23 protein-coding genes are annotated in these 25,823 nt (G+C 63.0%); 14 read left to right on the forward strand and 9 right to left on the reverse strand.

What is annotated here, in order from left to right:
* Window positions 1-4: 4 nt before the first annotated feature.
* The 7 genes from efeO to GSQ83_RS17095 all read left to right on the forward strand — a co-directional run bounded on the left by efeO (window position 5) and on the right by GSQ83_RS17095 (window position 9,695).
* Window positions 5-1,225 (forward strand): iron uptake system protein EfeO, encoded by a 1,221-nt coding sequence (gene efeO, locus GSQ83_RS17065; RefSeq protein WP_158804069.1) that lies wholly within the window; start codon window positions 5-7, stop codon window positions 1,223-1,225.
* Window positions 1,225-2,481 carry a Dyp-type peroxidase gene (locus GSQ83_RS17070; RefSeq protein ID WP_158804070.1) on the forward strand — a complete coding sequence of 419 codons (1,257 nt, stop codon included), beginning with the start codon at window positions 1,225-1,227 and terminating at the stop codon, window positions 2,479-2,481. Before efeO ends, GSQ83_RS17070 begins: the two co-directional genes overlap by 1 nt.
* Window positions 2,482-3,030: 549 nt before the next feature.
* A complete protein-coding gene (locus GSQ83_RS17075; RefSeq protein WP_158804071.1) occupies window positions 3,031-4,695 on the forward strand; it encodes an ABC transporter substrate-binding protein in 1,665 nt (554 codons plus the stop codon).
* 3 nt (window positions 4,696-4,698) lie between these two features.
* Window positions 4,699-5,718: an ABC transporter permease gene (locus tag GSQ83_RS17080; RefSeq protein ID WP_158804072.1), complete on the forward strand. Its 1,020-nt coding sequence runs from the start codon at window positions 4,699-4,701 to the stop codon at window positions 5,716-5,718.
* Entirely contained in the window at window positions 5,715-6,584 is an 870-nt protein-coding gene (locus GSQ83_RS17085) for an ABC transporter permease (protein ID WP_158804073.1), read from the forward strand. Before GSQ83_RS17080 ends, GSQ83_RS17085 begins: the two co-directional genes overlap by 4 nt.
* On the forward strand, window positions 6,581-8,296 hold the full coding sequence (locus tag GSQ83_RS17090; protein WP_158804074.1) for an ABC transporter ATP-binding protein: 1,716 nt from the start codon (window positions 6,581-6,583) through the stop codon (window positions 8,294-8,296). Before GSQ83_RS17085 ends, GSQ83_RS17090 begins: the two co-directional genes overlap by 4 nt.
* 28 nt (window positions 8,297-8,324) lie before the next feature.
* A complete protein-coding gene (locus GSQ83_RS17095) occupies window positions 8,325-9,695 on the forward strand; it encodes an NtaA/DmoA family FMN-dependent monooxygenase (RefSeq protein WP_158804075.1) in 1,371 nt (456 codons plus the stop codon).
* A gap of 193 nt (window positions 9,696-9,888) precedes the next feature.
* Here the strand turns inward: GSQ83_RS17095 and GSQ83_RS17100 are convergent, their stop codons facing one another.
* Window positions 9,889-11,124, reverse strand: a complete 1,236-nt coding sequence (locus GSQ83_RS17100; protein ID WP_158804076.1) for an acyl-CoA dehydrogenase family protein — start codon at window positions 11,122-11,124, stop codon at window positions 9,889-9,891.
* A gap of 207 nt (window positions 11,125-11,331) precedes the next feature.
* On the opposite strand from GSQ83_RS17100, the gene GSQ83_RS17105 reads away from it, so the two are divergent.
* Genes GSQ83_RS17105 through GSQ83_RS17120 form a run of 4 tightly spaced genes read left to right on the forward strand, consistent with a single transcriptional unit; the run spans window position 11,332 to window position 15,694 of the window.
* Window positions 11,332-12,159 carry a TauD/TfdA family dioxygenase gene (locus GSQ83_RS17105; RefSeq protein ID WP_158804077.1) on the forward strand — a complete coding sequence of 276 codons (828 nt, stop codon included), beginning with the start codon at window positions 11,332-11,334 and terminating at the stop codon, window positions 12,157-12,159.
* A gap of 15 nt (window positions 12,160-12,174) precedes the next feature.
* Window positions 12,175-13,527 carry an LLM class flavin-dependent oxidoreductase gene (locus GSQ83_RS17110; protein ID WP_158804078.1) on the forward strand — a complete coding sequence of 451 codons (1,353 nt, stop codon included), beginning with the start codon at window positions 12,175-12,177 and terminating at the stop codon, window positions 13,525-13,527.
* A gap of 19 nt (window positions 13,528-13,546) precedes the next feature.
* Window positions 13,547-14,656 (forward strand): LLM class flavin-dependent oxidoreductase, encoded by a 1,110-nt coding sequence (locus tag GSQ83_RS17115; protein ID WP_371418033.1) that lies wholly within the window; start codon window positions 13,547-13,549, stop codon window positions 14,654-14,656.
* Window positions 14,657-15,694 (forward strand): LLM class flavin-dependent oxidoreductase, encoded by a 1,038-nt coding sequence (locus GSQ83_RS17120; RefSeq protein WP_158804079.1) that lies wholly within the window; start codon window positions 14,657-14,659, stop codon window positions 15,692-15,694.
* A 135-nt stretch (window positions 15,695-15,829) separates the two neighbouring features.
* Here GSQ83_RS17120 and GSQ83_RS17125 read toward each other — a convergent pair whose 3' ends face one another.
* From GSQ83_RS17125 to GSQ83_RS17145, 5 genes are read right to left on the reverse strand one after another with little or no spacing between them, the layout of a single operon-like run.
* Entirely contained in the window at window positions 15,830-17,071 is a 1,242-nt protein-coding gene (locus tag GSQ83_RS17125) for an ABC transporter substrate-binding protein (RefSeq protein WP_158804080.1), read from the reverse strand.
* Between the two features lie 31 nt (window positions 17,072-17,102).
* Window positions 17,103-17,801 carry an ABC transporter ATP-binding protein gene (locus GSQ83_RS17130; RefSeq protein ID WP_158804081.1) on the reverse strand — a complete coding sequence of 233 codons (699 nt, stop codon included), beginning with the start codon at window positions 17,799-17,801 and terminating at the stop codon, window positions 17,103-17,105.
* A gap of 2 nt (window positions 17,802-17,803) precedes the next feature.
* Window positions 17,804-18,559 carry an ABC transporter ATP-binding protein gene (locus GSQ83_RS17135; RefSeq protein ID WP_158804214.1) on the reverse strand — a complete coding sequence of 252 codons (756 nt, stop codon included), beginning with the start codon at window positions 18,557-18,559 and terminating at the stop codon, window positions 17,804-17,806.
* Window positions 18,552-19,595: a branched-chain amino acid ABC transporter permease gene (locus GSQ83_RS17140; protein WP_158804082.1), complete on the reverse strand. Its 1,044-nt coding sequence runs from the start codon at window positions 19,593-19,595 to the stop codon at window positions 18,552-18,554. The genes GSQ83_RS17135 and GSQ83_RS17140 overlap by 8 nt, the downstream gene beginning before the upstream one ends.
* A complete protein-coding gene (locus GSQ83_RS17145) occupies window positions 19,592-20,470 on the reverse strand; it encodes a branched-chain amino acid ABC transporter permease (protein ID WP_158804083.1) in 879 nt (292 codons plus the stop codon). The genes GSQ83_RS17140 and GSQ83_RS17145 overlap by 4 nt, the downstream gene beginning before the upstream one ends.
* Before the next feature lie 362 nt (window positions 20,471-20,832).
* Here GSQ83_RS17145 and GSQ83_RS17150 point away from each other — a divergent pair, with 362 nt between their 5' ends.
* From GSQ83_RS17150 to GSQ83_RS17160, 3 genes are all read left to right on the forward strand, one after another.
* On the forward strand, window positions 20,833-21,141 hold the full coding sequence (locus tag GSQ83_RS17150) for a UBP-type zinc finger domain-containing protein (RefSeq protein WP_158804084.1): 309 nt from the start codon (window positions 20,833-20,835) through the stop codon (window positions 21,139-21,141).
* Between the two features lie 242 nt (window positions 21,142-21,383).
* Window positions 21,384-21,818, forward strand: a complete 435-nt coding sequence (locus tag GSQ83_RS17155) for a peptidoglycan-binding protein (protein WP_158804085.1) — start codon at window positions 21,384-21,386, stop codon at window positions 21,816-21,818.
* A 224-nt stretch (window positions 21,819-22,042) separates the two neighbouring features.
* Complete coding sequence (locus tag GSQ83_RS17160; protein WP_158804086.1) at window positions 22,043-22,258, forward strand: hypothetical protein; 216 nt, start codon at window positions 22,043-22,045, stop codon at window positions 22,256-22,258.
* Between the two features lie 914 nt (window positions 22,259-23,172).
* Here GSQ83_RS17160 and GSQ83_RS17165 read toward each other — a convergent pair.
* From GSQ83_RS17165 to GSQ83_RS17175, 3 genes are read right to left on the reverse strand one after another with little or no spacing between them, the layout of a single operon-like run.
* Entirely contained in the window at window positions 23,173-24,171 is a 999-nt protein-coding gene (locus tag GSQ83_RS17165; RefSeq protein WP_158804087.1) for an ABC transporter ATP-binding protein, read from the reverse strand.
* Complete coding sequence (locus GSQ83_RS17170) at window positions 24,168-24,947, reverse strand: ABC transporter permease (RefSeq protein WP_158804088.1); 780 nt, start codon at window positions 24,945-24,947, stop codon at window positions 24,168-24,170. The genes GSQ83_RS17165 and GSQ83_RS17170 overlap by 4 nt, the downstream gene beginning before the upstream one ends.
* 10 nt (window positions 24,948-24,957) lie before the next feature.
* Window positions 24,958-25,812: an ABC transporter permease subunit gene (locus tag GSQ83_RS17175; protein WP_158804089.1), complete on the reverse strand. Its 855-nt coding sequence runs from the start codon at window positions 25,810-25,812 to the stop codon at window positions 24,958-24,960.
* Window positions 25,813-25,823: the final 11 nt, after the last annotated feature.

Consider the following 25,823-nt stretch of genomic DNA (forward strand, 5'->3'; position numbering starts at 1 on the left):
GCCCATGCCTCGCAAGACGATGACACGATCCCTTCTCGGAGCGACCGGATTAGCGGCCCTTCTGGGTCTCGCGCCCCAAGCTTTCGCGGGAATGGAAAGCAACGCGGTGGCGCCTGTGAAGAACGGCGCCTCGCAGGTCTGGGTCACGCTGACCGGTGACGATGGCGGCACCTGCGTCGTGCATCACTCGGTCGCGAAGGCCGGCCCGGTGACCTTCACGGTGATCAACAAGACCGCGACGGCCATTACCGAGGTCGAGCTGCTGAGCAACAACCGGATCATCGGCGAGAAGGAAAACCTTGCCCCCGGCCTGCCGACCGTCAGCCTCACGCTGACCCTTGGCGGCGGGAAGTATCAAATCTATTGCCCGGGTGCGACGAAGGAGCTGCAGGACTTCACCGTGACCGGTAAGGCCGCCGCCGAGCCGGCCGGCACCACGGCCGATATCTTTGCCGAAGGCACCAAAGGCTATGCCGCCTATGTTGATGGCGTCGTCGATGCCATGCTGACCTCGACGGAGCGGTTGAAGGCAGCCATCGACGCTGGGGATCTTGCCAAGGCGCGCGCGGAATACCCGCTGGCGCGGCCCTTCTATGAGCGCATCGAATCCGATGTCGACGGCTTCATCCTTCCGGGCTTCAAGGCTACGGACAACGCTGGCAATCTCGATTATCTGGTCGACATGCGCACCTCCAACCTCGACCCCAAGGTCGGCTGGCACGGCCAGCACGCGCTGGAGCGGGACCTGTTCCAAACCGGCCAGATCACCGACCAGACCAAGCAACTGGCCGCCGAGCTGCTGACCAATGTCGAGCTGCTCGACAAGCTGGTGAAGACTCTGAGCTATAAGCCCGAGGATCTAGCCAACGGTGCCGCCGACCTTCTTGAAGAGGTTCAGAGCACCAAGATCACCGGCGAGGAAGAGCAGTTCAGCCATTTCGATCTCGTCGACTTCGCGGGTAATGTCGAGGGCGCCCAGCAGGCCTTCGCCTTCCTGGCGCCCGGCATGATGAAGATCGATCCCCAGTTGACGGAGCGGGTGAATGCCCAGTTCGCCATCGTGAACAAGCTGCTCGACACCTATCGCGACCCGAGCGTTCCCGGCGGTTACAAGATGTATACGGCGGCGCTGAAGGCATCCGATGGAGCCAAGCTCAGCAAGGCCATTCAGGCTTTGCAGGAGCCGCTGTCGAAGATCGGCGCGAAGGTCGCGACGGCGAGCTGATGACGGACGAGGCTAAACCGGGCGCTCGCCCGGACCGGCTGTCCCGCCGCGGGCTGCTCCTCGGAGCAGCCGTTGGGACCCTCGGCGCTTCCGCGAACTTGACGGCCGCGCGGGCTCAGGGGGCGGATCAGGACGACATCGTCGATCTGGCCCAGGCACACCCTTTCTATGGCGCCGCCGAACAGGCGGGGATCAAGACGCCTCAGCAGCGCTTTACCTTCTACATGACCTTCGACCTCACCTCGCCGCTGCGGTCCGATCTGCAGGTGCTGCTGGCGCGATGGTCGGCGGCGATCGCCCAGTTGATGAAGGGCCAGACCATCGGACAGGTGGAACCGCTCAGCACCGATGCCGTTGGCTTCGATACGGGCGAGGCGCTGAACCTCGGCCCGGCTTCCCTGACCGTCACCGTCGGTCTTGGCCCCAAGGTTTTCAGCGAAAGCTATGGGCTGGCCGGGAAGAAACCCGCGTTGTTGCGCGATCTCATTACACTGCCTAGCGACGCCATGCTGCCCGGGCTAACGGGCGGCGATCTCTCGTTGCAGGTCTGCGCGGATGATCCACAGGTCGCCTATCATGCTGTGCGCGACCTTGCCCGCATCGCCAAGGATTCCGGCACGGCCGCGACGCGCTGGACGGTGATGGGGTTCGGCCGCGCCTCGGCGGGCAAGGGCCAGGCGACGCCGCGCAATCTGATGGGCTTCAAGGACGGCACGCGCAACATCAAGGAAGACGCAGACTTCGAGAAGCACGTGTGGATCAAGGATGCTCCTGCCTGGCAGCGCTATGGCAGCTATCAGGTGGCGCGCAAGATTCAGATGCATATCGAGAACTGGGACACCGACCGCGTCAGCAACCAAAACAGTGTCTTTGGCCGCCACAAGGTTTCCGGCGCACCGCTGACGGGCACGAAGGAATTCGATCCGCCAGATTTCGACAAGACGGATGCGCAGGGAAATCTCGTCATTCCCGCAACCGCGCATATCCGGCTCGCGGCGCATGAAAATAATGGCGGCGTCAAGATTCTCCGCCGATCTTACAACTATACCGACGGCATCAATCAGTTTGGGCTGCTGGACGCCGGGTTGCTGTTCGTTTCCTATCAAAACGACCCGGCGAATTTCGAGCTGTTGCAGACCAAGCTTGGCGCATCCGATGCGCTCAACGAATATATCTCGCATATCGGCTCGGCGGTTTTCTTCGTGCCGCCCGCGCCGCGGGAAGGTTCGTATATCGCCGAGGGCATGTTCGACTGAGAGTGTCGCGGGCACTTCGTCGTGCCGAAGTTAAGAATGGCAGAGATGCTGGGGTTGTATGCGCCGAGCTAGTTCGCCTTCTAGGAGGTGGCGGCCCGCTAGAGATCGATGATCTCATTTCGTACCGTGACCTGGAGATCCGTCATGGCACGCGAAGGCGTGCCATCCACGCCTTACCTTCGTTACATAAGTGAAGGCGTGAATGCTCGGCCTTCGCCGAGCATGACGTGGTGGAAGAGCACAACGAACGAAGGGCCTCCTGCCTTAGAAGGCGCGGCCAAGTGGCCCTATAAATAGCGACGTAGTATCGTTATATTTGGATGGCTTGCGAGAATGATCGTGCAATGCTTAATGTCCGCCGATGTGGCCGTAAAATCTTGGGGCCGGGGAGATTGCAGGTGTGTTTCTTACTGAGCAGCGCGGCGGCCCGCTACCGTGCTGGTCCACGACCCAAATCCTGAGCCGAGCGCCACGAAACGAGCCCCACGCTGTCGGCTTTCGTGTCGCGCCAGACCATTCATCCGATCGCATGAGAGTTGAGTTCGCACCATGACCGAGACATCGAGCGCCAGACCGCCAGCCATCCGCGCATTTTGCAAAGCGCTCAACCTGACTTTGCTCGTGACGCCTCTCGTGGCGGCCTGCGCCCTGCCGGCCTTCGCTTCAGATACGCCGCGCTACGGCGGTACTATCGTGCTCGCGACACTCGCCGAGCCGGTCTGCCTCGATCCGACGGTGGGCGGCGATGTGCCGCAGGACATCATCGCGCATCAGTTTCTCGACAGCCTGATTTCACAGGACGAGGAGGGCTCCTACCACCCATGGCTCGCGAAATCCTGGGAGGTGTCCCCCGACGGGCTGCGCTATACCTTCCACCTGCGCAATGATGTGAAGTTCACCGATGGCACGCCGTTTAACGCGGCGGCGGTCAAGGCGAATTTCAACCATTGGTTGGATCCAAAGACGGGATCGGCGAATATCGCGCCCGAGCTGACGGCCTATGCCGGCACTCAGATTGTGGATGACGACACGGCCATTGTGACGCTGAAGACTCCGGTCGCGTTCTTCCTGACCACGCTCGCCAATCCAAGCGCGGGCATCCAGTCGCCGAAAGCGATAGCGCGCGGCAATACCTTGAACTGCGAATCGCCCGTCGGCAGCGGTCCTTTCATCGTGCAGAAATGGGTGCGCGGCAGCGGGATCTTCTTTACGCGCAACGAGAATTACAATTCGCCACCACCGCAGGCGACGCATCACGGTAAAGCCTATGCCGAGAAGGTGGAGTGGCGGATCATCCAGGAGCCGGCGACGCGCTACAACGCGCTGGCCTCAGGCGATGTCGGGGTCATCAACGGCCTGCCGCCGGAAAACTACATTCCGGCGAAGTCGGCCGGCAATGTCACAGTGATCGACGACAGCCAGCCGGGCGTGCCGTGGGAGGTCGATCTCAACACCAAGCGCGCGCCGTTCAACGATCTTCTGGTCCGCCAGGCATTCCGGCATGCGATCAATCCCGCCGTCGCGTTGCGGAGCCTGTTCTTCGGCGCCTACAAGCCGGTTGGCGGGCCGCTATCGCCCGACACGCCTTTTTATGACGCGTCGTTCGAGCACGCCTATCCCTACGACATCGCGACGGCCAACAAACTGCTGGACCAGGCCGGCTGGACGGCGCGGGACAGCGCGGGCTATCGCACCAAGGACGGCAAGCGCCTGACCGTGCATTTCCCCGTCTACGCCAATACCCAGCCCGCCGACGTCGCGTTGTTCGAACAGCTTCAGGCCACCGCGAAGAAGGCCGGTTTCGACGTCAAAATTGAGGAAGCCGATCGCAGCCAGGTCCATAGCCGGCAATATACCTGGGACTACGACCTCTATATCGACTACTGGACCGTCAATACGCCGGGCGCGCTGAAGTTCATCTACGACTCCGAAGGGCTGACCAGCATCGATGGCGGCTACCACAACAACGAAGTCGGCCTGAACAACAAGCATATCGACGAGCTGCTCGATCGCGGCGAGCAGGTTTCCGACCATGCTGAACAGCAGAAGATCTATTCGGATGTCCAGAAATACGTCTCGGACCAAGCGCTTTTCGCGCCACTCTACGTCTATCCGTCGCTGGCTGCCTTCAATACGGACAAGGTGCGCGGTGTGCGGTCCGATTGGTCGGTGCATTCCGTGACGCTGTATGACGCCTGGGTGCCTCAGGGCTGAGCCGTGGGCGTTGTCCAATCCTATCCGGGCGGCCTGCCGGGGCAGGAGGCGCCTGAGGCGTCGCCGGCTTTCGGTCGGGTCTCCCTGCTGCGTCAGATCGGCAACCGGATCGGGGCCGCGCTGCTCGTGATCTGGCTTTCGGTGACGCTGACTTTTGTCGCGCTGCAGGTGGTGCCGGGTGATCCGCTGAAACTGATCATGGGGCCGGGCGCGATCCTGACGCCGCAGGCAATCGCGGTGCTGCGGCAGCAGTTCGGGCTCGATCAGCCGATTCTCTATCGCTATGCCAACTACTTCGTCGGGCTGCTGCACGGCGACCTCGGTCTGTCCTATCGCAGCCAGCAGCCGGTGAGCAGTCTCATCGCCGGGCAGGTATTGCCGTCTTTGGCTCTGACGGGCGCGGCGCTGCTACTCGCCTGGGCGCTTGCGGTCAGCAGCGTCGTCATCAGTGCGCGCCGCAATCGTGTCACCGAGAGTATTGGCCGGTCGGTGGAGGTGACCTTGGGATCGCTGCCGGACTTCTGGCTTGGGCTCATCCTCATCACCGTCTTTGCCTTCACGCTGCATTGGTTCGCCGCCTCGGGCGGTGGCTTCCTTGCGGGGCTCGTTCTGCCAGCGGCGGCGCTGGCGATCCCGCTGGCGGGCTTCCTGGCGCAAGTCATGCGGCAATCCTTCGAGGACGCTCTCGACCAGCCCTTCGCTCTGTCGGCGCGGGCAAGGGGCCTGAGAGATTGGCGCGTTAGGGTGCGCCATGCGCTGCCCCATGCGGCGCTGCCGGCGCTCGCCTTGTCGAGCTGGGCCTTCGGCTGGCTCATCAGCGGCTCAGTGGCGATCGAGGAGATCTTCGCCCGGCGCGGCCTGGGCTCGCTGATCTTCACCGCGGTTTCACAGCGCGACTTCCCGGTCATCATGGGCAGCGTGGTGCTGATCGCCGTCCTCTATGTCTTCATCAACCTGCTGACGGATGTGCTCGCCATCCTTATCGACCCACGCGCCGTGCGGGCGGCGGAAGGCTCGGCGTGAGCGCCGCTTCCATCATGCCGTTTCTCCGTGGTCCTCGCCTTCCGCGCGCCTGGCTTCCGGGTGCCGGGGCAGGGGTCTATCTGGCGATCCTGGTGCTCGCGATCGTGCTGATCGCGGCTGTCCATCCGCAGCTATTGGCGCGGCAGGATCCCTATGACATCGACCCCACCAATGCGTTTTCGGCGCCTAACGCGGCGCATTGGTTTGGCACAGATCAGAACGGGCGTGACACCTTTGCTCGCGTCGTCTACGGCACCGGCTCTTCCCTGCTGGTCGGCGTGGCGGCGATCGTCATCGCGCTGCTTCTCGGCATCATCCTCGGCATCGGCGGTACATTGACCGGGCGCTGGGGAGACATTGCCGCGCGGCGCCTGATCGAGGTTCTGTATGCCTTTCCGCCGCTCGTTCTGGCGCTCGTTTGCATAGCGCTCCTGGGACCTTCGGCGGAGACGCTCGCGGTCGCGGTCGGCTTTGGGGGCGCGGCCGGCTATGCCCGCATCATCCGGGCGAGGGCGCTGGTGGTTACGCAATCGGACTACGTCTTCGCGGCGCGCGCGCTGGGGCATGCGCCATCGCGCATTCTGCTGAACACGATGCTGCCGAATATCGCGCGCCCGCTGCTGCCGCTGCTTACGCTGGGCGTCGCGCAAAGCATCGTTTGGGCGACGGGCCTCAGCTTCCTCGGTCTTGGCGTGCAGCCGCCGAGTTCGGAATGGGGCGCGATGCTGTCGGACAGCCGGAACTACACCGCGATGGCCTGGTGGCTGACGGTCTTTCCAGGCGCCACGATCGCGATCACCGCTTTGTCTCTGACAGCCTTCGGCCGCTACCTGCGGTCGCGGCTGGATGTGGCGCAGTCCGCATGAGCGCTTTGCTGCAATCCCCGCCGCCCGCACCTCTCGTTCAAGTTTTGCATCTGTCGGTGAGTTTCGGCCGTGGGGCCACCACGAACGCCGCCGTGCGCGACATCTCCTTCACGCTTGAGGCGGGCGAGATCCTGGCGCTTGTCGGGGAATCGGGTTCCGGAAAATCGGTCACGGGCCGGGCTCTTCTCGGTCTGGCGGGGACGGGTGCGCGCGTGACGGCGGAAACCTTGGAGATCGAGGGGCATTCGGTTCTCGGTGATCCGGAGCGGCGGTGGCGCGCTCGGCGCGGGCGGCAACTGGGGCTCGTGCTGCAGGATGCGCTCGTTTCGCTCGATCCGTTGCGACAGGTGGGACACGAGGTGGGCGAGGTGCTCGACGCCCATGGCATCGGTACCCGGCGGCAGCGTCATGGTCGCGTCATTGCGGCATTGCGAGAGGCTGGGCTGCCCGAGCCGGAGCGGCGGGCGCGGCAGCGCTCCGGCCAGCTCTCTGGCGGACAGCGGCAGCGCGCCTTGATCGCCGCGGCAATCGCCGGCCACCCGCGCATTCTGATCGCGGATGAACCGACGACGGCCCTCGACAGCACCGTGCAGCGGCAGCTCCTCGAACTCCTTCGCTCGATTGCGGCGCAGGGGAACGCCATCCTGCTGATCACGCACGACATCGGCGTGGTGAACGAAATCGCGGATCGCGTGGCGGTGATGCGGGAAGGGCAGATCGTGGAAAGCGGCCCTACCGAGGCGATCCTTGGCAATCCGCGGCACGCCTATACGCGCGCATTGCTCGCGGCTCTTCCGGCAGGCAAGGCGAAGGGTGTCCGTCTTTCCGCCGGGACCGCCGTCGCGTCGTCGAGCGAGTTTCGGCATCGCAACCGGCGGAGCTGGGAAAGCGGAACAGCCGGCGCGCGAGGCGGATCGGCGATCGTTGTCGACCGGATCAGCAAGCGTTACGCGACTACCGGCGGCATGGCTGTGACTGCTATCGACCAGGTGAGCTTCACTGTCGGGCACGGCCGCACGCTCGGGCTCGTTGGCGAGTCCGGCGCGGGCAAATCGACCATCGCGCGGATCCTCCTCGGGCTGACGCAGCCAGATTCGGGCAGCGTCACGCTGCTCGGGCAGCCGTGGTCGGGAGTGACCGAGAAGGTGCGGCGCCCCTTGCGGTCATCGCTGCAGATGATCTACCAGGACCCGTTAAGTTCGTTCGACCCGCGCTGGGATGTCGAACGCATTCTGCGGGATGCGTTGCGCGCCATCGGCCTGACGGAGCGTGAGGCGGCGAAGCGCCGCACGCTGCAGCTCCTCGATATCGTCGGTTTGCAGGCGAAGCATCTTCCTGCTGCGCCTTTGCTGCTATCCGGCGGCCAGAGACAAAGGGTTGCCATCGCCCGAGCCCTGGCGTCGGAACCCGCCGTTCTCCTCTGTGACGAACCGGTCTCGGCGCTCGATGCGACAACACAGGCGCAGGTTCTGGATTTGCTGGTCGATATTCAGAAGGCATTCGGGCTGACCTATGTTTTCATCAGCCACGACCTCGCGGTGATCCATCATATGAGCGACGATATACTCGTGCTCAAGGATGGCAGGGTGGTGGAGCAAGGTCCCGCCAGCGAGGTTTGGCGCAGCCCGGCGCATCCCTATACGCAGAGCCTCTTTGCCTCCGTCGCGAAGCCGGGAGGCTTTTCGCGCAGCCTACATCCGGAGGCCGTGTAGCCTACCCGGGCTAGGCTATGATTCTCCCATGACACAGAAACCTCTCTTCTTCGGCCTCTATGAGCAGGCCAACATCGGCGACGGCTCCGGCGCCGCCAGTCTCTGGACTCATCCGCTGGACCGGCGGCTGACCTCGACGACCTTCGATTACTGGCTGCATCTCGCCCGCATCGCGGAGGAGACGCATCTGGATCTGTTTTTCTTCGGCGATGTTCTTGGCATTTACGACGTCTACAAAGCCTCGGCGGAGACGGCGATTTCCTGGGGCGTCGAGCTGCCGGCGCATGATCCGCTCATGCATATTCCTTTCCTGGCGGCGGCGACCCGCAATCTCGCTTTCGGCGCCACGATCTCGACATCTTACGATCATCCCTTTGCCCATGCGCGGCGGCTGAGCACGCTCGATCATCTGACGGGTGGGCGTATCGCCTGGAACATCGTGACATCCTACCTGCCGAGTGCCGCGCGCAATTTCGGGCTCGATGCGATGGTGCGGCATGACGACCGCTATGAGATCGCCGACGAGTTCCTCGACACGGCCTACAAGCTTTGGGAAGGCAGTTGGGCGGATGACGCCTTCATCGGCAGCAAGACGGCGCGGCGCTTCGCCGATCCGTCACGCGTGCGGGCGATCGATCATCGTGGTGCGCATTTCGCCTCGGCCGGTCCGCATGTGAGCCATCCTTCGCCGCAGCGCACGCCGGTGTTGATCCAGGCGGGGTGGTCGCCACGTGGTAAGCGCCTGGGCGCGCGGCATGCCGAGATCATCTTCGCCGGTACCACCAAGCCGGAAGGCGTGAGGCAGGGCATGCAGGAGATCCGCGACCTCGCATCGGCTGAGGGGCGTGACGGCGGTGAGATCAAGGCTTTGGCTGGGGTGCAGATCGTCGTCGGCAAGACTCTCATCGCGGCGCGGGAGAAACTCGAGGACTTCCAGTCCCACTACGATCCGAATGCGACGCTGGCGGCCTATGCGGGCTATAGCGGGCTGGATCTTGCGAAATACGCCGATGACGAGCCACTGACGAAGGTTGGTGGCCACACGGAGTCGGCGGCGGCGCAGGCGCCCGTTCTGGCGGGTGATGTCAGGCGGCGTTACAGCCGCGTCGAAGGCAATAGCGGGCTTACCTGGATCGGCACGGCTTCCCAGATCGCCGACCAGATGCAGGCCTATGTCACGGCCTCCGGCATCGACGGCTTTCTGCTCCACCAGTTCATCTCACCCGGCTCCTACGAGGATTTCGCGGAGCATGTCGTGCCGGAACTGCGGGAACGAGGGCTTTATCGGCAGGACGCGCAACAGGGAACGCTGCGTTCGCGTATCCGAGAAGATGGCGCGGACCGGCTGCCGCCTTCTCACCCGGCCGCGGTGCATCGTTTTCGAGTCAGGGAAGGTTGAGATGGAGTGTTTTGAATTAGTGCGAGATGTCCCTAGTTTGCACCGCTTTTAACTCACCACGTCATGCTCGGCGAAGGCCGAGCATCCACGCCTTGCTTGCGTGACAAAGGCAAGACGTGGATGGCACGCCTTTGCGTGCCATGACGGATCCTTGGTCGCAGTTCGAAATTAGGTCATCACGCCCGAACCGCCCTTAACCCTGGCCGGCAAGCCAGAACGCCGGGGGACGCGTGCCGTTAACGGCATAATCGCCGACTATCCGCTGCTTGTAGATCAGTGGATTGTGCGACGAAACCGTGCGCGCATTCCGCCAATGCCGATCGAGCGACTTCGACCGATCCGTGGCAGAAGCGCCGAGCGCGTCGAACAGCAATTCCGTAGCTTCCAGCACCAGCTTTGCCACAACCGGCTGCGACTGTGAGACGATGATATCCGAGACCACGGCCTCAGCGTCTTCCGCCGCAACATCCCCGGTCTGGCCTATTTCGTACACCCTCTGGGCGGCCGCTGCGCCCTGCAAGGTTATTGCCCCAGCGGCGAAGGCCAGGCCACGGACCTGACCGACAACCTGCAGAACCTGCGGATCGGCGGAGGAAGAGGGGCCTGCAGCATGGGTGTAGGTCCGCGTGCGTGTCGCAACCGAACGCACCAGATCGCGTGTCGCCGCGCGCCCGATGCCGGAAAGCGTCGCGAGATGCACCAGTTGGAAGAAGGCCATGCGGTATTTCGAGCGGCCGGAGAGCGCGTAGATATCGGCGGCGTCTACAGGTGTGTCGACAAAGGTTGTCGTGCCGCTCCCTGTCAGCGTCTGCCCGAAGCCCTTCCAGTCGTCGAGCAGCGTGACACCCGGCCCCGTCGCGGAAACGAGCCCGCTGACAACTTCGCCATCCTGCACCGCCCCGAAGTTGATCCAATCTGCGAAGAGTGCGCCCGTGCTATAGAATTTCGTGCCATTGAGGAGAAGTCGGTCGCCGTCAGTCACGAGCGTCGTCTCGAAGCTGCCAAGCTTGTTATTGGCGCTTTCGCTGAAGCCGCTGCCAACCAACTCGCCCGCGGCGAAACGCGGTAGCCAGCGGGCCCGGCGGCCAAGGTCGCGGGCACTGAGTGTATCCTCAACCGCGCCGAAATGGGCCCGCATTGCCTGCGGCACGTTGGAATCCGCTTCAGCGAGTTCGATCAGCAGCGCGAAGAGTTCCGGCAGGGTCGCGCCGAGCCCGCCCTCGTTCTCGGGGATGCGGGCGGCGCCGAAACCGGCCTCCTTAAGCCAGCGGATCGGCTCATGAGGCAGGATGCGGCCGAGTTCGCGCTCCACGGCACCGGCCTCGATGCGCCGAAAGATAGGCCGGAACCGCTCGGCCAGCGCGTCGTAGGTGGCGGTGTAGGGCGCAGCCCAGGCGGAGGCGGCCTGAGCCGGAACGGCGTGATCCATCTGATTTCCTTCGCTCGGCGGGCGCCTTTAGCCTCTCCGACTGGCGAGCGCGATAATACGAGAAGGAGAGGTTGGTCAAATCATATACCGATCACCAGGGGTTTATAAGCGGCGGTGCCCGGTGTCTTGCGTGAATTGGGAGGCGGTTTAAGATGACGTGTCGCGGGTCGGTTTCGTCGTTCCGCGACGCGCCTAGAGGAGACCGCCTTGAGCTATGACGCGATCACTGTGACGGCCATAACGCCGCGTATCGGGGCCGAAATCACGGGGCTCGATCTCACTAGGCCACTGTCCAACCATCAGGCGACTGAGCTTGGGGCGGCCCTGGTGGAGCATCAGGTGCTGTTTTTCCGGGACCAGGCTCTCGGCCTCGAAAGCCACCAGGCACTCGGACGGCACTTCGGCGCCTTGCATGTGCATCCCAATGTGCCCGGTCCTCCTGGCTATCCCGCGGTCCTGCCGATCCATACCGATGCAACGTCCCGCCGGATCGCGGGCGAGGCCTGGCATTCGGATGTTTCCTGCGACGAGCAGCCGCCCTTGGGCAGCATCCTTCATCTTCATACTGTTCCGCCGATCGGCGGTGATACGCTCTTCGCCAGCATGTTCGCGGCTTATGAGGCGCTGTCGCCACGGATGAAGACCTACCTCGACGGGCTCACCGCCACCCACGCGGGCGAGCACGTCTACCGTTCTCACAACGAGCGCGATGCCGTGCCAGAGAGCGGGCGTGCCTATCCCCGCGCGGTGCATCCTGTGATCCGCACCCATCCGGTGTCCAAACGGTGCGCGCTGTTCGTGAACGCGACCTTCACCACGCGGATCAATGAGCTTCCCGCTGACGAGAGCCGCGCGATTCTGAGCTACCTCTACGAACACGCGGCGCGCCCTGAGTTTCAGGTTCGCTTCCGCTGGTGGCCGAACTCAGTCGCCTTCTGGGACAATCGCAGCACGCAGCACATGGCGCTCTGGGACTATTTTCCCGAGACGCGCTCCGGCTTCCGCGTGACGATCAAGGGCGATCGTCCCGTCTGACGGGAAGGACAAGTCATGAGTAGCCCGCACAGACAGATCCACCTCGCCGGCTTTCTTATCGCCGGACCGGTGGTGCATAGCCACGCGGTCTGGCGCCATCCGCTGACGACGCGGCGTTTCACCGATCCGCGCCTGTACACGGAGGTCGCCCGCGTGCTGGAAGGCGGGCTTTTCGACTTTGTCTTTTTCGCCGATCGGCTCGGCGTCTCGGACCAGCTCAATGGCAGCCGCGATGTCTCATTCCGCTACGGGTCGCAGGATGCCGCGCGGCTGGACCCGATGCCGGTGGTCTCCTATCTCGCCGCGAGCACCAGCCGGCTAGGCCTCGGCGTAACGCGTTCGACGACTTATTTTCAGCCCAACCATATCGTCCGCAGCTTCACGACCCTCGATCATCTCTCCGCCGGGCGCGGGGCCTGGAATGTCGTCACCTCGATGAACGATAGCGAAGGCCGCATGTTCGGGCAGCCAGAGCACATGGATCACGACCGTCGTTACGATCGGGCGGACGAGTTTCTGGAGGTCGCGCTCAAGCTTTGGCGGAGTTGGGACGCGGATGCGCTGATCCACGACAAGGCGAGCGGCTTCTTTGTCGATCCGGCGCGGATCCATCCCGTGCAGCACAAGGGTACTTTCTTCGAGGTCGAGGGGCCGATGAACATGCCGCCGGGGCCCGCCGGTCATCCGGTGATCATCCAAGCCGGCTCCTCCGGGCGCGGACGCCGCTTCGGTGCGCGATGGGCGGAGGCGATCTTCACCATCAACCGCGACATCGAAGAGGCGCGCGCGTTTCGCAGCGATGTGCGCGCCCAGATGGCGCAGCAAGGTCGCGCACCAGACGGTTGCCGCATCCTGACCGCGGTGATGCCCTTCGTCGGGCGCACGAAGGCCGAGGCCATTGCACGGCGGGATGAGCACAATGCGCTCGCTCGTCCGGAACTCGGCATCGCGACCATGTCGGGCCAGCTCAATTTCGACTTCGGCGTCTATGACGGGGCCACATTGGTCGCCGAACTGGCCGAGGATGTCGCGCTGCCCTATGCCGTTAGGGAAAAGCTCGCCGCGATCGGCGGTCCGGGTGCGACGCTGGATAGCCTGGGGCGTATCTGGGCCAGCAGCGTGCGGGTGCCGCAACTCGTCGGCACCGGCGCCGAGATCGCGCGGGAGTTGGCCGCGTGGTTCGAGGCCGAGGCTTGCGACGGTTTTGTTATAAGCCCCGCTTATCTGCCTGGGAGTTTTGCCGAATTCGCATCCGAGGTCGTGCCGGAATTGCAGCGGCTCGGGCTGTTCCGAAAGACTTATGCGGGAACCACCTTGCGCGATCATCTGGGGCTAACGGGTCTCACTCATGAAGCTGTCGCCGCGTGAATGTGGTGGGTAGCGAGCCGTGACAATTCCTCTCGAATTTATCGGCATGATTCAGCCGCGTCTTCAATCGGAGACGCATCCGCCGGACAAATCAGTCGTCATCGACAAAACCTATCTGCGAGCTTTCGCGCAAGCGCATGAGGCGGCCGGCTTCGACCGCGTGCTGATCGGCTATTACGCGGACGCGCCCGATGGGTTCCTGATCGGCAGCTACATCGCCGGACAGACGGAACGCATCGGATTGCTACTGGCGCACCGCCCGGGCTTTGTGGCGCCGACGCTCGCGGCGCGCGCCCTTGCGACGCTCGACCAACTGAGCGACGGGCGGCTTGCCGTCCACATCATCTCAGGTGGCGATGACGCTGATCAAAGGCGGGACGGCGACTTCCTGGGCAAGGACGATCGGTATGCGCGGACCGAGGAATACGTGCGGATCCTGAAGGATGTCTGGACCGCTTCCGCACCCGTATCGCATCGCGGCCGCTACTATCAGTTCGAAAATGCCGGCATTCAGGTGCGCAGTGTGCAGCAGCCGCATATTCCCATCTATTTCGGTGGCGCCTCCCAGGCCGCGATCGACGTCTCTGCCAAACATGCCGATGTCTTCGCGCTTTGGGGGGAAACTCAAGCGCAGGTGAAGGACATCACGACGCGGGTCCGGGCGGCGGCCGTGCTGCAAGGACGCGACTTGCGCTTTAGCCTCTCCTTCCGGCCGATCCTTGGCGCGACCGAAGACGCTGCCTGGGCGCGAGCGCATGACATTTTGGAAACGACCAAGCGTGTTGCCGGCAAGGCGTGGCTGGGCGGTAGCGCGTCGGGGGCTCCTCAGAACGAGGGGTCGCGCAGGCTGCTCGAAGCCGCGGCGCAGGGTGACCGATTGGACAAGTGCCTGTGGACGAGTATCGCCAAGGCGACCGGCGCGCGGGGCAATACCACTGCCCTCGTTGGCACGCCGAAGCAGGTGGCAGAGACGCTTCTGGATTACTGGCGTCTTGGCGTTTCGACTTTTCTCATCCGTGGCTTCGATCCTTTGGAAGACGCCGTCGAATACGGCAAAGAGCTGCTGCCCTTGACGCGGGAATTGGTCGCGGAAGAGACCGCTCGCAACCCCGAGCGGCGGCTCGCCTAGGTGGCGGCCCGACCCCGCTTCGGCATCTGGGCGCTGGTGCATGGCAGCCGGGGCGCTCTGCAAGACCCGGAAGAGCCCTTCGACGCGTCATGGGATCGCAACCGCAGGCTCGTGCTCGAAGCGGAGGCGCTCGGCTTCGAGAGCACGCTGATCGCTCAGCATACGGTCAATCCCTATGACGATGAATGGGATGAGATCGAAGCCTGGACGGCTGCGGCGGCGCTCGCCGCATTGACGACCCGGATCGAGATCATCGCGGCGATCAAGCCGTCGCTCTATCATCCCGTCGTGCTCGCCAAAATGGCCCAGCAGATCGAGCATATTTCCGGGGGCCGTTTCGCCATCAACCTGGTCAATGCCTGGAACCGCGCGGAATACGAGAAAGCGGGCATTCCCTTCGCCGAACATGACGAGCGCTATGCTTACGGCAATGAATGGATCGGCATTGTCGAAGCGCTGATGAGCGGCCGGCGCGTCTCGCATGAGGGTCGCTACTTCAACATCCGCGACTATCAGATTCGCCCGACGGACCCGTTTCGCGCGCGGCCGCTGATTTATGTCGGCGGTGAATCGGCCCCGGCGCAGGAGCTTGTGGCCGCGCATGGCGATGTTTGGTTCATCAATGGGCAGAGTTTGGACAATGTCGGCGCTCTGATCGCGGGCGTTGCGGAGCGGCCGCGCCAGGGCGCGCCGCTGCGCTTTGGTCTATCGGCTTTCGTCATCGCGCGGGAGAGTGCGGAGGAGGCTCAGGCGGCCTTCGCGCGGCTGGTGGCGCTGTCCGAGAAGGACCGCGTCATTCGCGAAAGGCAGACAGCGAATACCGACCCACAGGTGGTGATGAAGCACACCCATGCGCTGAACCTGAGGAAGGGGCCCGTCATCGGCACGAATGGCGGCACGGCCGCCGGCCTCGTTGGCAGCTACGAGGAGGTCGCCGAGCGCATGTTGCAGTTCCAGCCCTTCGAAGCGGAGATGCGCCGCTTCGCCGCCGAGATCATGCCCCGCGTCCGGCGACGGAAGGAATCACGCGGCGCCTAGGCTCGAATGAGCCAGTATTGAACCGCGGCACGAAGGATCCGTCGTGGCACGCGAAGGCGTGCCATCCGCGTCTTGCCTTGGCCCCGCGAGCAAGACGTGGATGCTCGGCCTTCGCCGAGCATGACGTGGAATTGGCTATCCATTCGGCGCGGCAGCGCAGCGTGGGTTGCCGGTATCGGTCGGGGCGACCGCGATCACGTTCAGGGGCGCGATAAGGGCTGGGCCGATGAAGGGGAACGGATAGGGATTATTGTTTGTGGCGATCACCAAGCCGGTCGGCTGACCAATCTGCACCTGGTGATCGCAAGCGCGCACAACGAGCGGGCCCGCGATCGACGCGTAGTGCAGGCCTTCCAGCACCTTCTCCACCTTCGCGAAATCCGTCGATCCCGCCTGGTTCATGGCGATGGCGGCAAGCTCGGTGGAGATATAGGACTTGCCCACGGACGCTGTCGGCCAGGGGATCGGCGTATTGGCATAGGCATTGTGCCAGGTGGCGACAAAGGCTTTATTCTCGGCGCTATCGATCGTCGGCTGGTAGACATCCGATCCGATATCGCCGATCGCCGCATTGCCAACGCCCTTGAGGATTTCCGGATCCGCCAGGAAGGTGCCGCCGATGCGGGGCTTCAGCCCGAAGCTGCTGCCCTGGTTGAGCAGCTTGATGAGGTCGGCGCCCCAATCGGCCGTCAGCACGAAATCCGCGCCCGACGCCTGGATCTGCTGCAGATAGGGCGAGAAATCCGCCGTCCCGCGAGGATGGAAGACACTGCCGACAACCTCCACGCTTGGGTCGATCCCCTTCAGCGCGGTTTTGAAGCCGGTTTCGGATTCATGTCCAAACGCGTAGTCCTCATTCAACAGGAACACCTTCTTCACCTGCGGATAGGCGTGCTGCATGGCATAGACGATGGCCGAGGCATGCATCGAGGTATTGGAGGCGACGCGGAACAGCGCGGGCTGGAAGCGCGCGCCCGTCATGTCATCGGCCTCGCCCGCGAAAGCCACCACCGGCACATGGTATTTCTGCCCTACCGCGACTAGAGCATTGACCACGTCCGAGCCCGAAGCCCCGATGATAGCCTTGGCGTTATCGTTGAGCACCGCATCGGTCACTTTGCGCTTGGTGGTGGCCGCGTTGAGTTCGGTGTCGATGATGTCGAGCTTGATGGGATGGCCATTGACGCCGCCGGCCTTGTTGATTTGCTGCACGGCGAATTGCACGCCCGCCAGGTTTTGCGCGTCGGTCACCTTGAACGGTCCCGACTGGATGATCGCCGCCACAAAGACGATGGGGTCCTTAGCGGCGGCGCGAGCCGGTTGAAGTGCTGCCAGTCCGATCCCGGCCGTCGCGCCGAGTAGAAGGGTCTTGAACATGGGTCTTCCTCGTTCTGATACGCCGTGATGGCTAGACTTCGAGAAATTCTCGTCGAATTTCGTGATTGTCCTGAAGGTCGTCGGGCTTACCGTGAAATACGGTCTTACCCTTGGCCATGACATAGATGCGCGCCGCGATCCGGCTCGCGACGGCGAGCTTGGACTCCACGACAAGGACGGAGGTGCCCGAAGCCGCAAGCGCCAGAAGCGTCCGTTCGAGGGCCTGCACGATGACTGGCGCCAACCCCTCGGTCGGTTCATCCACCAACAGCACGCGCGGCTCCGCCATCAATGCGCGGCCGATCGAAAGCATCTGCTGCTCGCCGCCCGATAGCGTATTGCCCCGCGCGCGCAGCTTTTCCTTGAGCCGGGGGAAGTAGCCGAGCACACGGTCGATGGATGCTGGCACCTGGCTGCGGTCGTGCCAGATTCCCATCGAGAGATTCTCGGCCACGGTGAGCTTCGGAAAGATCAGCCGCTCCTCGGGAACATAGCCAATTCCACGGCGCGCGATGGCATAGGCGGGCAGGCCCGTGATGGCAGCCCCATCCAAAGACACGGCGCCCGCATTGGGGACGAGCAGGCCCATGAGGCATTTCAGGGTGGTCGATTTTCCGGCGCCATTGCGGCCCAGCAGGCAGACGACTTCGGAGGCCCCGCTGTGCAGGGACACATCCTGTAGGATCTGGCTCCGGCCATAACGCGCCTGGAGGTGTTCGACCCGCAGCATGGTCAGGCCGCCTCCTCGCCGAGGTAGACGCGCCGCACATCCGGGTTGGCATTGATCTCGGCGGGCGTGCCCTCGGTCAAGACCAGCCCATAGTCGAGCACGGTGATGCGGTCCGAGAGCGCATAGACCACGTCCATGTCATGTTCGACGAGGATAAGCGTCCGCTTGCCGATGGTGGCCTGAAGTACGGCGATGAGATCGCGGGTTTCGGCTGCCGAAAGGCCGGCCGCCGGCTCGTCCAGAATGATCAGCTCGGGCTGCTGCGCCAGGACTAGAGCAATATCCAGCCGGCGCTGCATGCCGTAGGGCAAATTGTCCGCGCGTTCCTGCAGGGCGCGGCCCAGACCTACCATCTCGGCGACAGCGGCGACTTCCGTGAAGATGGTGTCCAAACGCCGGAGCAGGCGCCGCGGACTGACATGCAGCCCGCGATATCGCAGAATGGCATTGCGGATATTCTCGCCGACCGTCATCTCGCCGAAGAGGCTGAGGATCTGGAACGAACGTGAAATGCCCAGGCGATTGCGCCGGTGGGGTGGTAGACGCCGGATGCTCTTGCCGCGAAACAGGATGTCCCCCGCATCCGGCTGATGAGCACCCGTAATCACGTTGATCAGCGTGGTCTTGCCCGCGCCGTTTGGGCCGATCAGGCCGCGTCTTTCACCGGCGCGGACGGATAGATCCAGATCGACCAGCACCGGGGTGCCCGCAAATGCCTTCGCGATCCCGTCCAGACGGAGCAAGGGAGTCTCAGACATTCGCGGCCGCCTGCGGGCGCAAGGCGAGGCGCCACAGTGACTTCACAAGGCCAGTGATACCGCCGGGCGCGAAGAGCACGACAAGGATGAAGGCCAGTCCCAGCCAGATCTGCCAGTGCGGCGTGAGGGCGGAGAGCCAGTCGCTCGCCGCGATATAGACGACCGCGCCGATCAGCGGCCCCCAGAACCAGACGCTGCCGCCGAGGAAAGCGATGATGACGACCGTCGTCGAGAAGGACAGGTCGATGCTGTCGGTCGATACGAAGCTGTTGTCGATGGCCCACAGCGCTCCGGCGACGCCTGCAAGTCCTGCGGCGAGAGTGAAATTCGCGAGCTTCACCCGATGGGTATCGTAGCCGAGGAACGCCGCGCGTTTTTCATTGTGCTTGACTGCCACAACGGCACTCCCAAAGGGCGTCAGTTCCAGAAGCGCCCAGGCCGCGACCGCCACGGGGATGAGGATGGCAAGCACGAGAAGATAGGTCTCGCTGATGCCGGGACTGTCCAGATGCCAGCGCGGCAGCAGCATCAGGCTGCTCGGCATGAAGCTGTCCAGCCCGTCCGTGCCCCCGGTCGCCGCATGCCATTTGAATGCGACGGCGTAGAACAATGCCGCGATCGCGAGCGTCGTCATCGAGAAATACGCGCCTGAGCGGCGCACGCAGATCTGGCCGATGAGGTAGCCGAGGACAGAGGCGGAAAGTCCGGTTGCCAGGATGAGGAGCGGGACTGGCAACCCGGCAAAGCTTTGCAGCAACAGGGCTTGCGTATAGGCCGCGAAGCCGAAGAAGGCGGCGTGGCCGAAGGACAGAAGGCCGGAATATTTGAACAGGATGTTGAAGCTGATGGCGAATAGGCCAAGGCAAACAGCCTGGCCGAGGTCATTGATGGTGGCACGAGAGAACAGTGCGGGAGCGGCGACGAGCACCGCGAGAAGTGCCACTGTCACCAACGCTTCCACCGTCGCGTGCAGATTCAGTACCTGTGCGCGTCGCGGGGACCGTGCTTCGGCCAAGGCATCGGGATAGGCCGTCACGCGGATTTGGCCCCGAACAATCCGACGGGCCGGAACAGGAGGACGCCACCCAGGACGGTGAACGGGAAGAACATGGCGTAAGCCGAAAAGAAAACGCTGCCGAAGCCCTGTACGAGCCCCAGCAGACCCGCGACGATGAAGGCGCCCGGCAAGCTGCCTAGGCCGCCGGCAACGACAACGATGAACGCCTGGACCAGGGCATCGTCCGCCATGGCCGGGTAAACTCCTTCAAGCGGCGCCATCACCACGCCCGCGAAGGCGGCGAGGTAAAGGCCGACGGCAAAAACCAGCGTGTAGATGTCGCGAACCTTGAAGCCGAGCGCGCCGACCATCTCGGGATGCACGGATGCGGCGCGGATCACCATGCCGAGGCGCGTGCCCAACAGTAGGGCCGCGATGACGCAGACGAGGACCATCGCCGCGCCGATAATGAACAGGTGATAGACGGGCAGGGTCGCGCCGAGCACGGTGATGCGCCCCGCGAGACTTGGCGGCGGCGCGACCGCGAAAGCACTGTCGCCCCAGACCAGCTTGCTCGCTTCCGCGATGACATAGGCGAGCCCGATCGTCAGCAGAAGCTGCGAGGCATGTCCGGCCCGATAGAGTTTCGCGAAGAGCAGTCTTTCGAGGATGACCCCTGTGACGGCGACCAGCAGGGGAGCGAGCAACAGGGCAGCCCAGAAGCTGCCGGTGGCGCCCGCGACCGTATAGGCGACGTAGCCGCCCAGCATGTAGAAGGAGGTATGGGCGGCGTTGAGGAAGCCCAGCATGCCGAAGACAACGGTCAATCCAGCCGCCACCATGAAGGCAAGGCTCCAATAGGTAAGCGCGTCCAAGGAGCCGGCGACCAACAGGCTCGCGACATGGGAACTCATCGCGAAGGCCTGGGTTCCCAGTGGTTTTCGCTACACCTGGCCTCGATAAAAGCACTCACGATAGTGAATTCCCGCCGATCACTCTCCGCACGGCTCAGCTTGGGTAACCCCTGTCCATAGCTGTCTATACTAACATAGGACGATGACATATGGGTATTTACCCTCTTTGGCGTACGGGTGGCAAGTCGGCACTGTTGTCTCGCCAGAGAGCTTTGGTGTGGTTGGGGGTGGCCTCGCAGGCGGCCGTGGTCGCTTCGATGAGAGATCCCGCGCTATAAGTCCTCAGTCGAATTTGGGCAGAACCGATTCGATCAAGACGGGAACTACCCCAAATATCCTGGTGAAGAATGCGGAGGCCACCCATGACCAAGAGATGCACGCACCTCGATCAAATCGCAGTCGTCGCGCCGAGCGCTCGCGGCTGCACGGAATGCCTGAAGATGGGCGCCGAGTGGGTGCACCTGCGTGTCTGCCGGGTCTGCGGCCATGTCGGCTGCTGTGATGATTCCCCTCATCGCCACGCAACCAAGCATTACCACGCCACGAAGCATCCCGTGATTGAAGGCTATGATCCGCCCGAGGGTTGGGGCTGGTGCTTCATCGACGAGGTGATCATCGACCTGGGTGACAACACAACACCCCAAGACGGACCTATTCCTCGATTCTACTGACGCCGGGGCACTTCGCGCAGCGACAAAGACTATTCCACTCGAAAAAGTCGAACTAATGCCGACGGGTGTAGTGCGATGTCTGCGGTGTTTTGTGTTCACGGTCGAGCATGACAATCCTCGTATCGACTGGGTCAGGGCGGGCTCAACCTTAGGTTGATGCTGCCCGCGTGATCGCCTATGTCACCGGATACCGGTCGAGGCACAACGCTCGCGAGCGGATGGCTGAACAGGGAATGCACGTTATGAAATTGCACACATATTCCGCCGTCATGGCGCTCGGAGCGGCCATCTCTTTGGCTGCCTGCTCAAGCGCCCCCAAACCTGAGCCTGTCGTGGCCCCGGCCGTCGTGGCCGCGCCGGCGCCCGTCGCAAGCGATCCTGCCCAGAATCAGGCGTCGCATGATTTGGTCCAGCAGGTTCAGACAGCTCTGAAGCAGGATCACCTCTACGGCGGCCGCGTCGATGGAGCCTGGGGCCCGCGCACACAGCACGGCGTAACCCTATTCCAGAAGCAACATCAGCTGCCCACGAACGGCCAGCTTGACGATGCAACCCTGCACGCGATGAACCTCCAGGCGCCGGCGCCCGATACGGCCGCGCCCGCGACCGGCACGGGAAACACGGATACCGCTCCCCCTGCTGGCGATGACACCGCCGCGCCGTCCACACAGCCCTAAGGCTGGTATGTCACCTCCGCACGAGGAATCGTTGCTCTCGTGCGGAGCAAGCGCGCACAAAGCGGCATCTTCTCGCCGGGATCACCAACGCAGCCCCGCAACTGGCGGTATCGCCAGCCAAGGACTAAGAGTTATCGCTCGAGAGTTATCCCCTCCGCGCACACAAAACAGAATTCCCGAGGCTAGGCTGCCCTGCTACCCTCAACGGGCCAGCAGGAAGGTGAATGATGGTCAGATCGGTCGTGAGCGTTGTGCGGGTTGGAGACGGCCGCTTCGCGATCCTGATGCTCGACCCCGCGGCCGCCGAGCCGCAACATCGGAAAGGTCGCTCGGATGACCCTCACGGCTACACGGAAGCCGAGCTTCGCTCCATCCTGAGCAAGTGCTACCGCCTGACATCCAGCGAGATCGAGGAGCGCATCGCGGTTGCCCGGAGTTGATGCGTTAGCTCTCGACTTTCCGCATTCCGCGCGCGTAGCTTTGTGGACAGATAATCGAGTTATCCCCAAATCAAGCCGAAGGACGCGAGCGGGTGACGGCTTCGCACGTGAACAAGCGCGCCCTCAGAGGAAAATCTGACTCACAGCGCCAAGCGGGCCCGCACGGATCCCAGAAGTCAGGTCGACCTTTTGCGCCACAAAGCGGAGACGTCGCGCCAAAGCAAACCGTTGACCCGTTCACTGACTACGGTAAACCGACACCATATTTTGAGATGCACTGCCCAAAAATGCCAGCGACGGGGGGATTGCCTCCAGGCTTCATGAAAAGCGGACAATGACTCGGATTGCACCAACTTCGTGTCGGGGTGCTTCCGAAATGACGGCGCCTATTCGGGGACGGCCGAAGGCGGAACCTGCTCTAAAATTCTGTAAGTGGCTGTAGCGAGGCAGCTAGAAGGCCTATGCCAGTAGTCCGTGATTGCAACTGCCGAACCGCAAGGCGCCTCCCCGCCGCCAGCCGCCCACGACCGCTGGGGCGTTTCCTCCGAGCCTCTAACTCTACGTCGAAAAGCTAAGTTGCAGCAGGCTCCGGCGAGGATAATCTCAAAATATAGTCTTGATCGTCCATATATTTAATTGAAGAGAACATTTTAGGACAGAGTCATGTTACGGACTATGGGGTTAGCGATGTTCCTCGCGAGCGGTCTCTTGTTAACGCTGGCGATTTTAGGGTCACCCGGGTCTAGATTGGATGTTCCGACCAGCATCTTCGATAGACAAGCCGCGTATCTCGCGGGCCAGTGACTCGGAGACTTCGCCAAACGCGGCGTTAGGCGATTCGCTGGCCTACAGAGACTAGGGATCGAGAAGGTGAAGAGGCCCCGAGCCTCTTCACCCAGCACGCTCTCAAGACGTCAGTCTTTCAGGTGCCGTATGTTTTGTGGAAGGATCGAAATACTCACCTCCGTCCCAACCGCGATCTGAACGGCGTCCGGCCGATTAAGTGCATCGCATTTCAGCTGCACCCCGGCGACCTGTAGCTCCGTCCTCACGATCGATCCCAGCAGCCGCACGGCAAGGATACGCGCGCGCGCCGTCACGCCCTCGTCCATGCCGATCCGGACTGCCTCCGGATGGATCGCCCAGGCGGCGCTGCTCTCCTGGCCGAAGACACGGCTGATCTCAGGTGGTTCGAGCACGTTGAAATCGCCAATGAAGCGAGCGACGGCACGGTTCGCGGGCCGGTTATAGACCTCCAGCGGCGTGCCGACCTGAAGGAAACGACCCTCCTGCATAACCGCGATCTGGTCGCCGATGACCAGCGCCTCCTCCTGGTCATGGGTCACGAACAGCCCGGTGAAACCGAGTTCCCGCTGCAGGCGCATCAACTCCTCCCGCAGTCTCTTGCGGATCTGCGCGTCGAGCGCCGACATCGGCTCGTCGAAAAGCAGCAGCTTGGGTTCCATGATCAACGCACGAGCGAGAGCGACGCGTTGACGTTGACCGCCTGACAGCACACGAGGCCGCACCGTCGCCCGCTCCATGAGACCCACGAGATCGAGCATGGCGCGAACGCGGTTGCGAATCTCCTCGCGCGGGAGTTTCAACTGCTGCAGCCCAAAGGCGAGATTCTGCGCCACCGTAAGGTTCGGAAATAGTGCATAGTGTTGGAAGACCATGCCGATGCCGCGCCGTTGCGGCGGCGCGCGGGTCATGTCCTGACCATCGATCAGCACCCGCCCGCTGTCGGGGTCGGTCAGGCCCGCGACGACCCGCAGCAATGTCGTCTTGCCACAGCCGGAAGGGCCAACAAGCACGCACATCACGCCGCGCGGAATGGCTAGGTCGATATCCGCAAAAATATTGGCGTCGCCAAATCGCTTGCTGAGCTTTTGGAGAGTGACAAAGCTCATGCCGCGCGATCCTGCCTGCCAGAGACCGTCAGCAGCACGCTGGTCGCGATAGCGACGATGAGGAAATAGGCTGTGATCAGCACGCTCAATAGATGGCCACTGCCAGAACTCAGCACGTTCATCAAGATCTGCAATGTCGGGTAGCTGCCGCCGACCAGCAGGTTGGCATAGACGAACTCGCTCACCGCGAGCGAGAAATTCATGACGATACCGACGACAAATCCCGGCATGACGCAGGGCAACACGACACGGCGAAGCACGGCGAAGTCCGAGGCGCCTAGGATACGGCCCGCTTCGAGAAACTCGCTTACTGGCAAGGCCCGCAGGTTGTTCTTCATCGGCACGTAGAAGAAGGCGACCCCGAGCGGAACGTAGCCCAGTAGGAGAATCCAAGGTGTGCCCGTCAACACCACGCCGTAGTTGCCCGCATAGAGCCGCAACAGGCCGACCGCCAGCACGATGCCAGGCACTGCATAGGGAAGAATGACCAGCGCCGCGAGCCATCGATCGAGCCTCGGCAAATAGCAGTGGGCGGCCAGCACTGCCGGCACGCTGACGCAGGTGGCGATGACGAGTGCCCCGAAGGAGACGACGAGCGAATGCCAGATCGCGACCGTAAAGCGCGGATCATGCAGAAGCTGCTCGACCCAGCGCCAGGTATAGCCGGTCGGCAGGATGCTGCCGGCCCAATCTGTCGCCACTGCATTGAGGGCAACCGCGATCACTGGCAGGATCTGCACCAGAGCAACGAAGGTGACCACCACCCAGTCAAGCACCGAGCCGCGCCTAACCATCCCGGCGGCGATGCAAGAGGATTTGCTCGAGCACGATCGGAATCGCCAAGCCGATCACGAGCAGGCTTGCCAGGGCGTCTGCAAGATGCGGGTCGGAGAAGACATCGCCCGCCAACAACTCGCCAATTCGAATAGTCACGATATTCGCATTCCCGCCCACCAGCGCATAGGCGGTGGCATAAGTGCCCATCGCATTGGCAAAGAGAAAAACGAATGCACTGATCAAGGCGGGTGCGAGAATTGGCAGGCCAATCCGCAGCCAGAAAACGCGGTCGGAGGCGCCCATGACACGGGCGGCGTCGCGCAGATCGGGCGTAATCGCCTCGAGCGCCGGCATCAGCAGCAGAAGGCCGAGCTGGAACTGAAAATAGACATAGACGGCAACCAGTCCGCTCAGGGAATAGATGTTGAGCCCATGGATCCATCCGGCATGGACAAGCAGCAGAGTGAAAAAACCTGCTAGGCCGAACATGATGATGAAGGCGAAAGCGATGGGGAAACCGGTGAAATTCGCGCCGATGGTTGCATAGACCAGCAGCGCTCGACTGACGCCCTTCGGCACGCGGCGCAGCACCACAGCGACGGGCAAAGCGATCACAACGCCAAGCACGGCCGTTGCGAGGGAAAGCTCGACGCTCAGCAGAAAGGCATTGCGTTGAAAGGGGCTCGCGAGAATCGCCGCGTAATTCCCCAGCGACCAACCGCTATCCGTATGAAGCCCATCGAGACCCACCACGATCAGCGGCAGGATCTCGAACAGCAGCAACATCAGCAGCAGCGGCGCGGCGGCCAAGATCGCGAGCCGGCTGCCTCGGCCTCCTTCGCTCGCCGCCAAACGCCTCGCCATCACGCGGTTCG

This window comes from Acidisoma sp. L85 (genome assembly GCF_009765865.1).
Classification (GTDB): Bacteria; Pseudomonadota; Alphaproteobacteria; order Acetobacterales; family Acetobacteraceae; genus Acidisoma.

Excerpts from the sequence above, each read along its gene's own strand:
- efeO (WP_158804069.1), top strand. The coding sequence starts at position 5 with ATGCCTCGCAAGACGATGACACGATCCCTTCTCGGAGCGACCGGATTA.
- GSQ83_RS17070 (WP_158804070.1), top strand. The coding sequence starts at position 1,225 with ATGACGGACGAGGCTAAACCGGGCGCTCGCCCGGACCGGCTGTCCCGC.
- GSQ83_RS17075 (WP_158804071.1), top strand. The coding sequence starts at position 3,031 with ATGACCGAGACATCGAGCGCCAGACCGCCAGCCATCCGCGCATTTTGC.
- GSQ83_RS17090 (WP_158804074.1), top strand. The coding sequence starts at position 6,581 with ATGAGCGCTTTGCTGCAATCCCCGCCGCCCGCACCTCTCGTTCAAGTT.
- GSQ83_RS17095 (WP_158804075.1), top strand. The coding sequence starts at position 8,325 with ATGACACAGAAACCTCTCTTCTTCGGCCTCTATGAGCAGGCCAACATC.
- GSQ83_RS17100 (WP_158804076.1), bottom strand. The coding sequence starts at position 11,124 with ATGGATCACGCCGTTCCGGCTCAGGCCGCCTCCGCCTGGGCTGCGCCC.
- GSQ83_RS17110 (WP_158804078.1), top strand. The coding sequence starts at position 12,175 with ATGAGTAGCCCGCACAGACAGATCCACCTCGCCGGCTTTCTTATCGCC.
- GSQ83_RS17125 (WP_158804080.1), bottom strand. The coding sequence starts at position 17,071 with ATGTTCAAGACCCTTCTACTCGGCGCGACGGCCGGGATCGGACTGGCA.
- GSQ83_RS17130 (WP_158804081.1), bottom strand. The coding sequence starts at position 17,801 with ATGCTGCGGGTCGAACACCTCCAGGCGCGTTATGGCCGGAGCCAGATC.
- GSQ83_RS17135 (WP_158804214.1), bottom strand. The coding sequence starts at position 18,559 with ATGTCTGAGACTCCCTTGCTCCGTCTGGACGGGATCGCGAAGGCATTT.
- GSQ83_RS17145 (WP_158804083.1), bottom strand. The coding sequence starts at position 20,470 with ATGAGTTCCCATGTCGCGAGCCTGTTGGTCGCCGGCTCCTTGGACGCG.
- GSQ83_RS17150 (WP_158804084.1), top strand. The coding sequence starts at position 20,833 with ATGACCAAGAGATGCACGCACCTCGATCAAATCGCAGTCGTCGCGCCG.
- GSQ83_RS17155 (WP_158804085.1), top strand. The coding sequence starts at position 21,384 with ATGAAATTGCACACATATTCCGCCGTCATGGCGCTCGGAGCGGCCATC.
- GSQ83_RS17160 (WP_158804086.1), top strand. The coding sequence starts at position 22,043 with ATGATGGTCAGATCGGTCGTGAGCGTTGTGCGGGTTGGAGACGGCCGC.
- GSQ83_RS17165 (WP_158804087.1), bottom strand. The coding sequence starts at position 24,171 with ATGAGCTTTGTCACTCTCCAAAAGCTCAGCAAGCGATTTGGCGACGCC.
- GSQ83_RS17175 (WP_158804089.1), bottom strand. The coding sequence starts at position 25,812 with ATGGCGAGGCGTTTGGCGGCGAGCGAAGGAGGCCGAGGCAGCCGGCTC.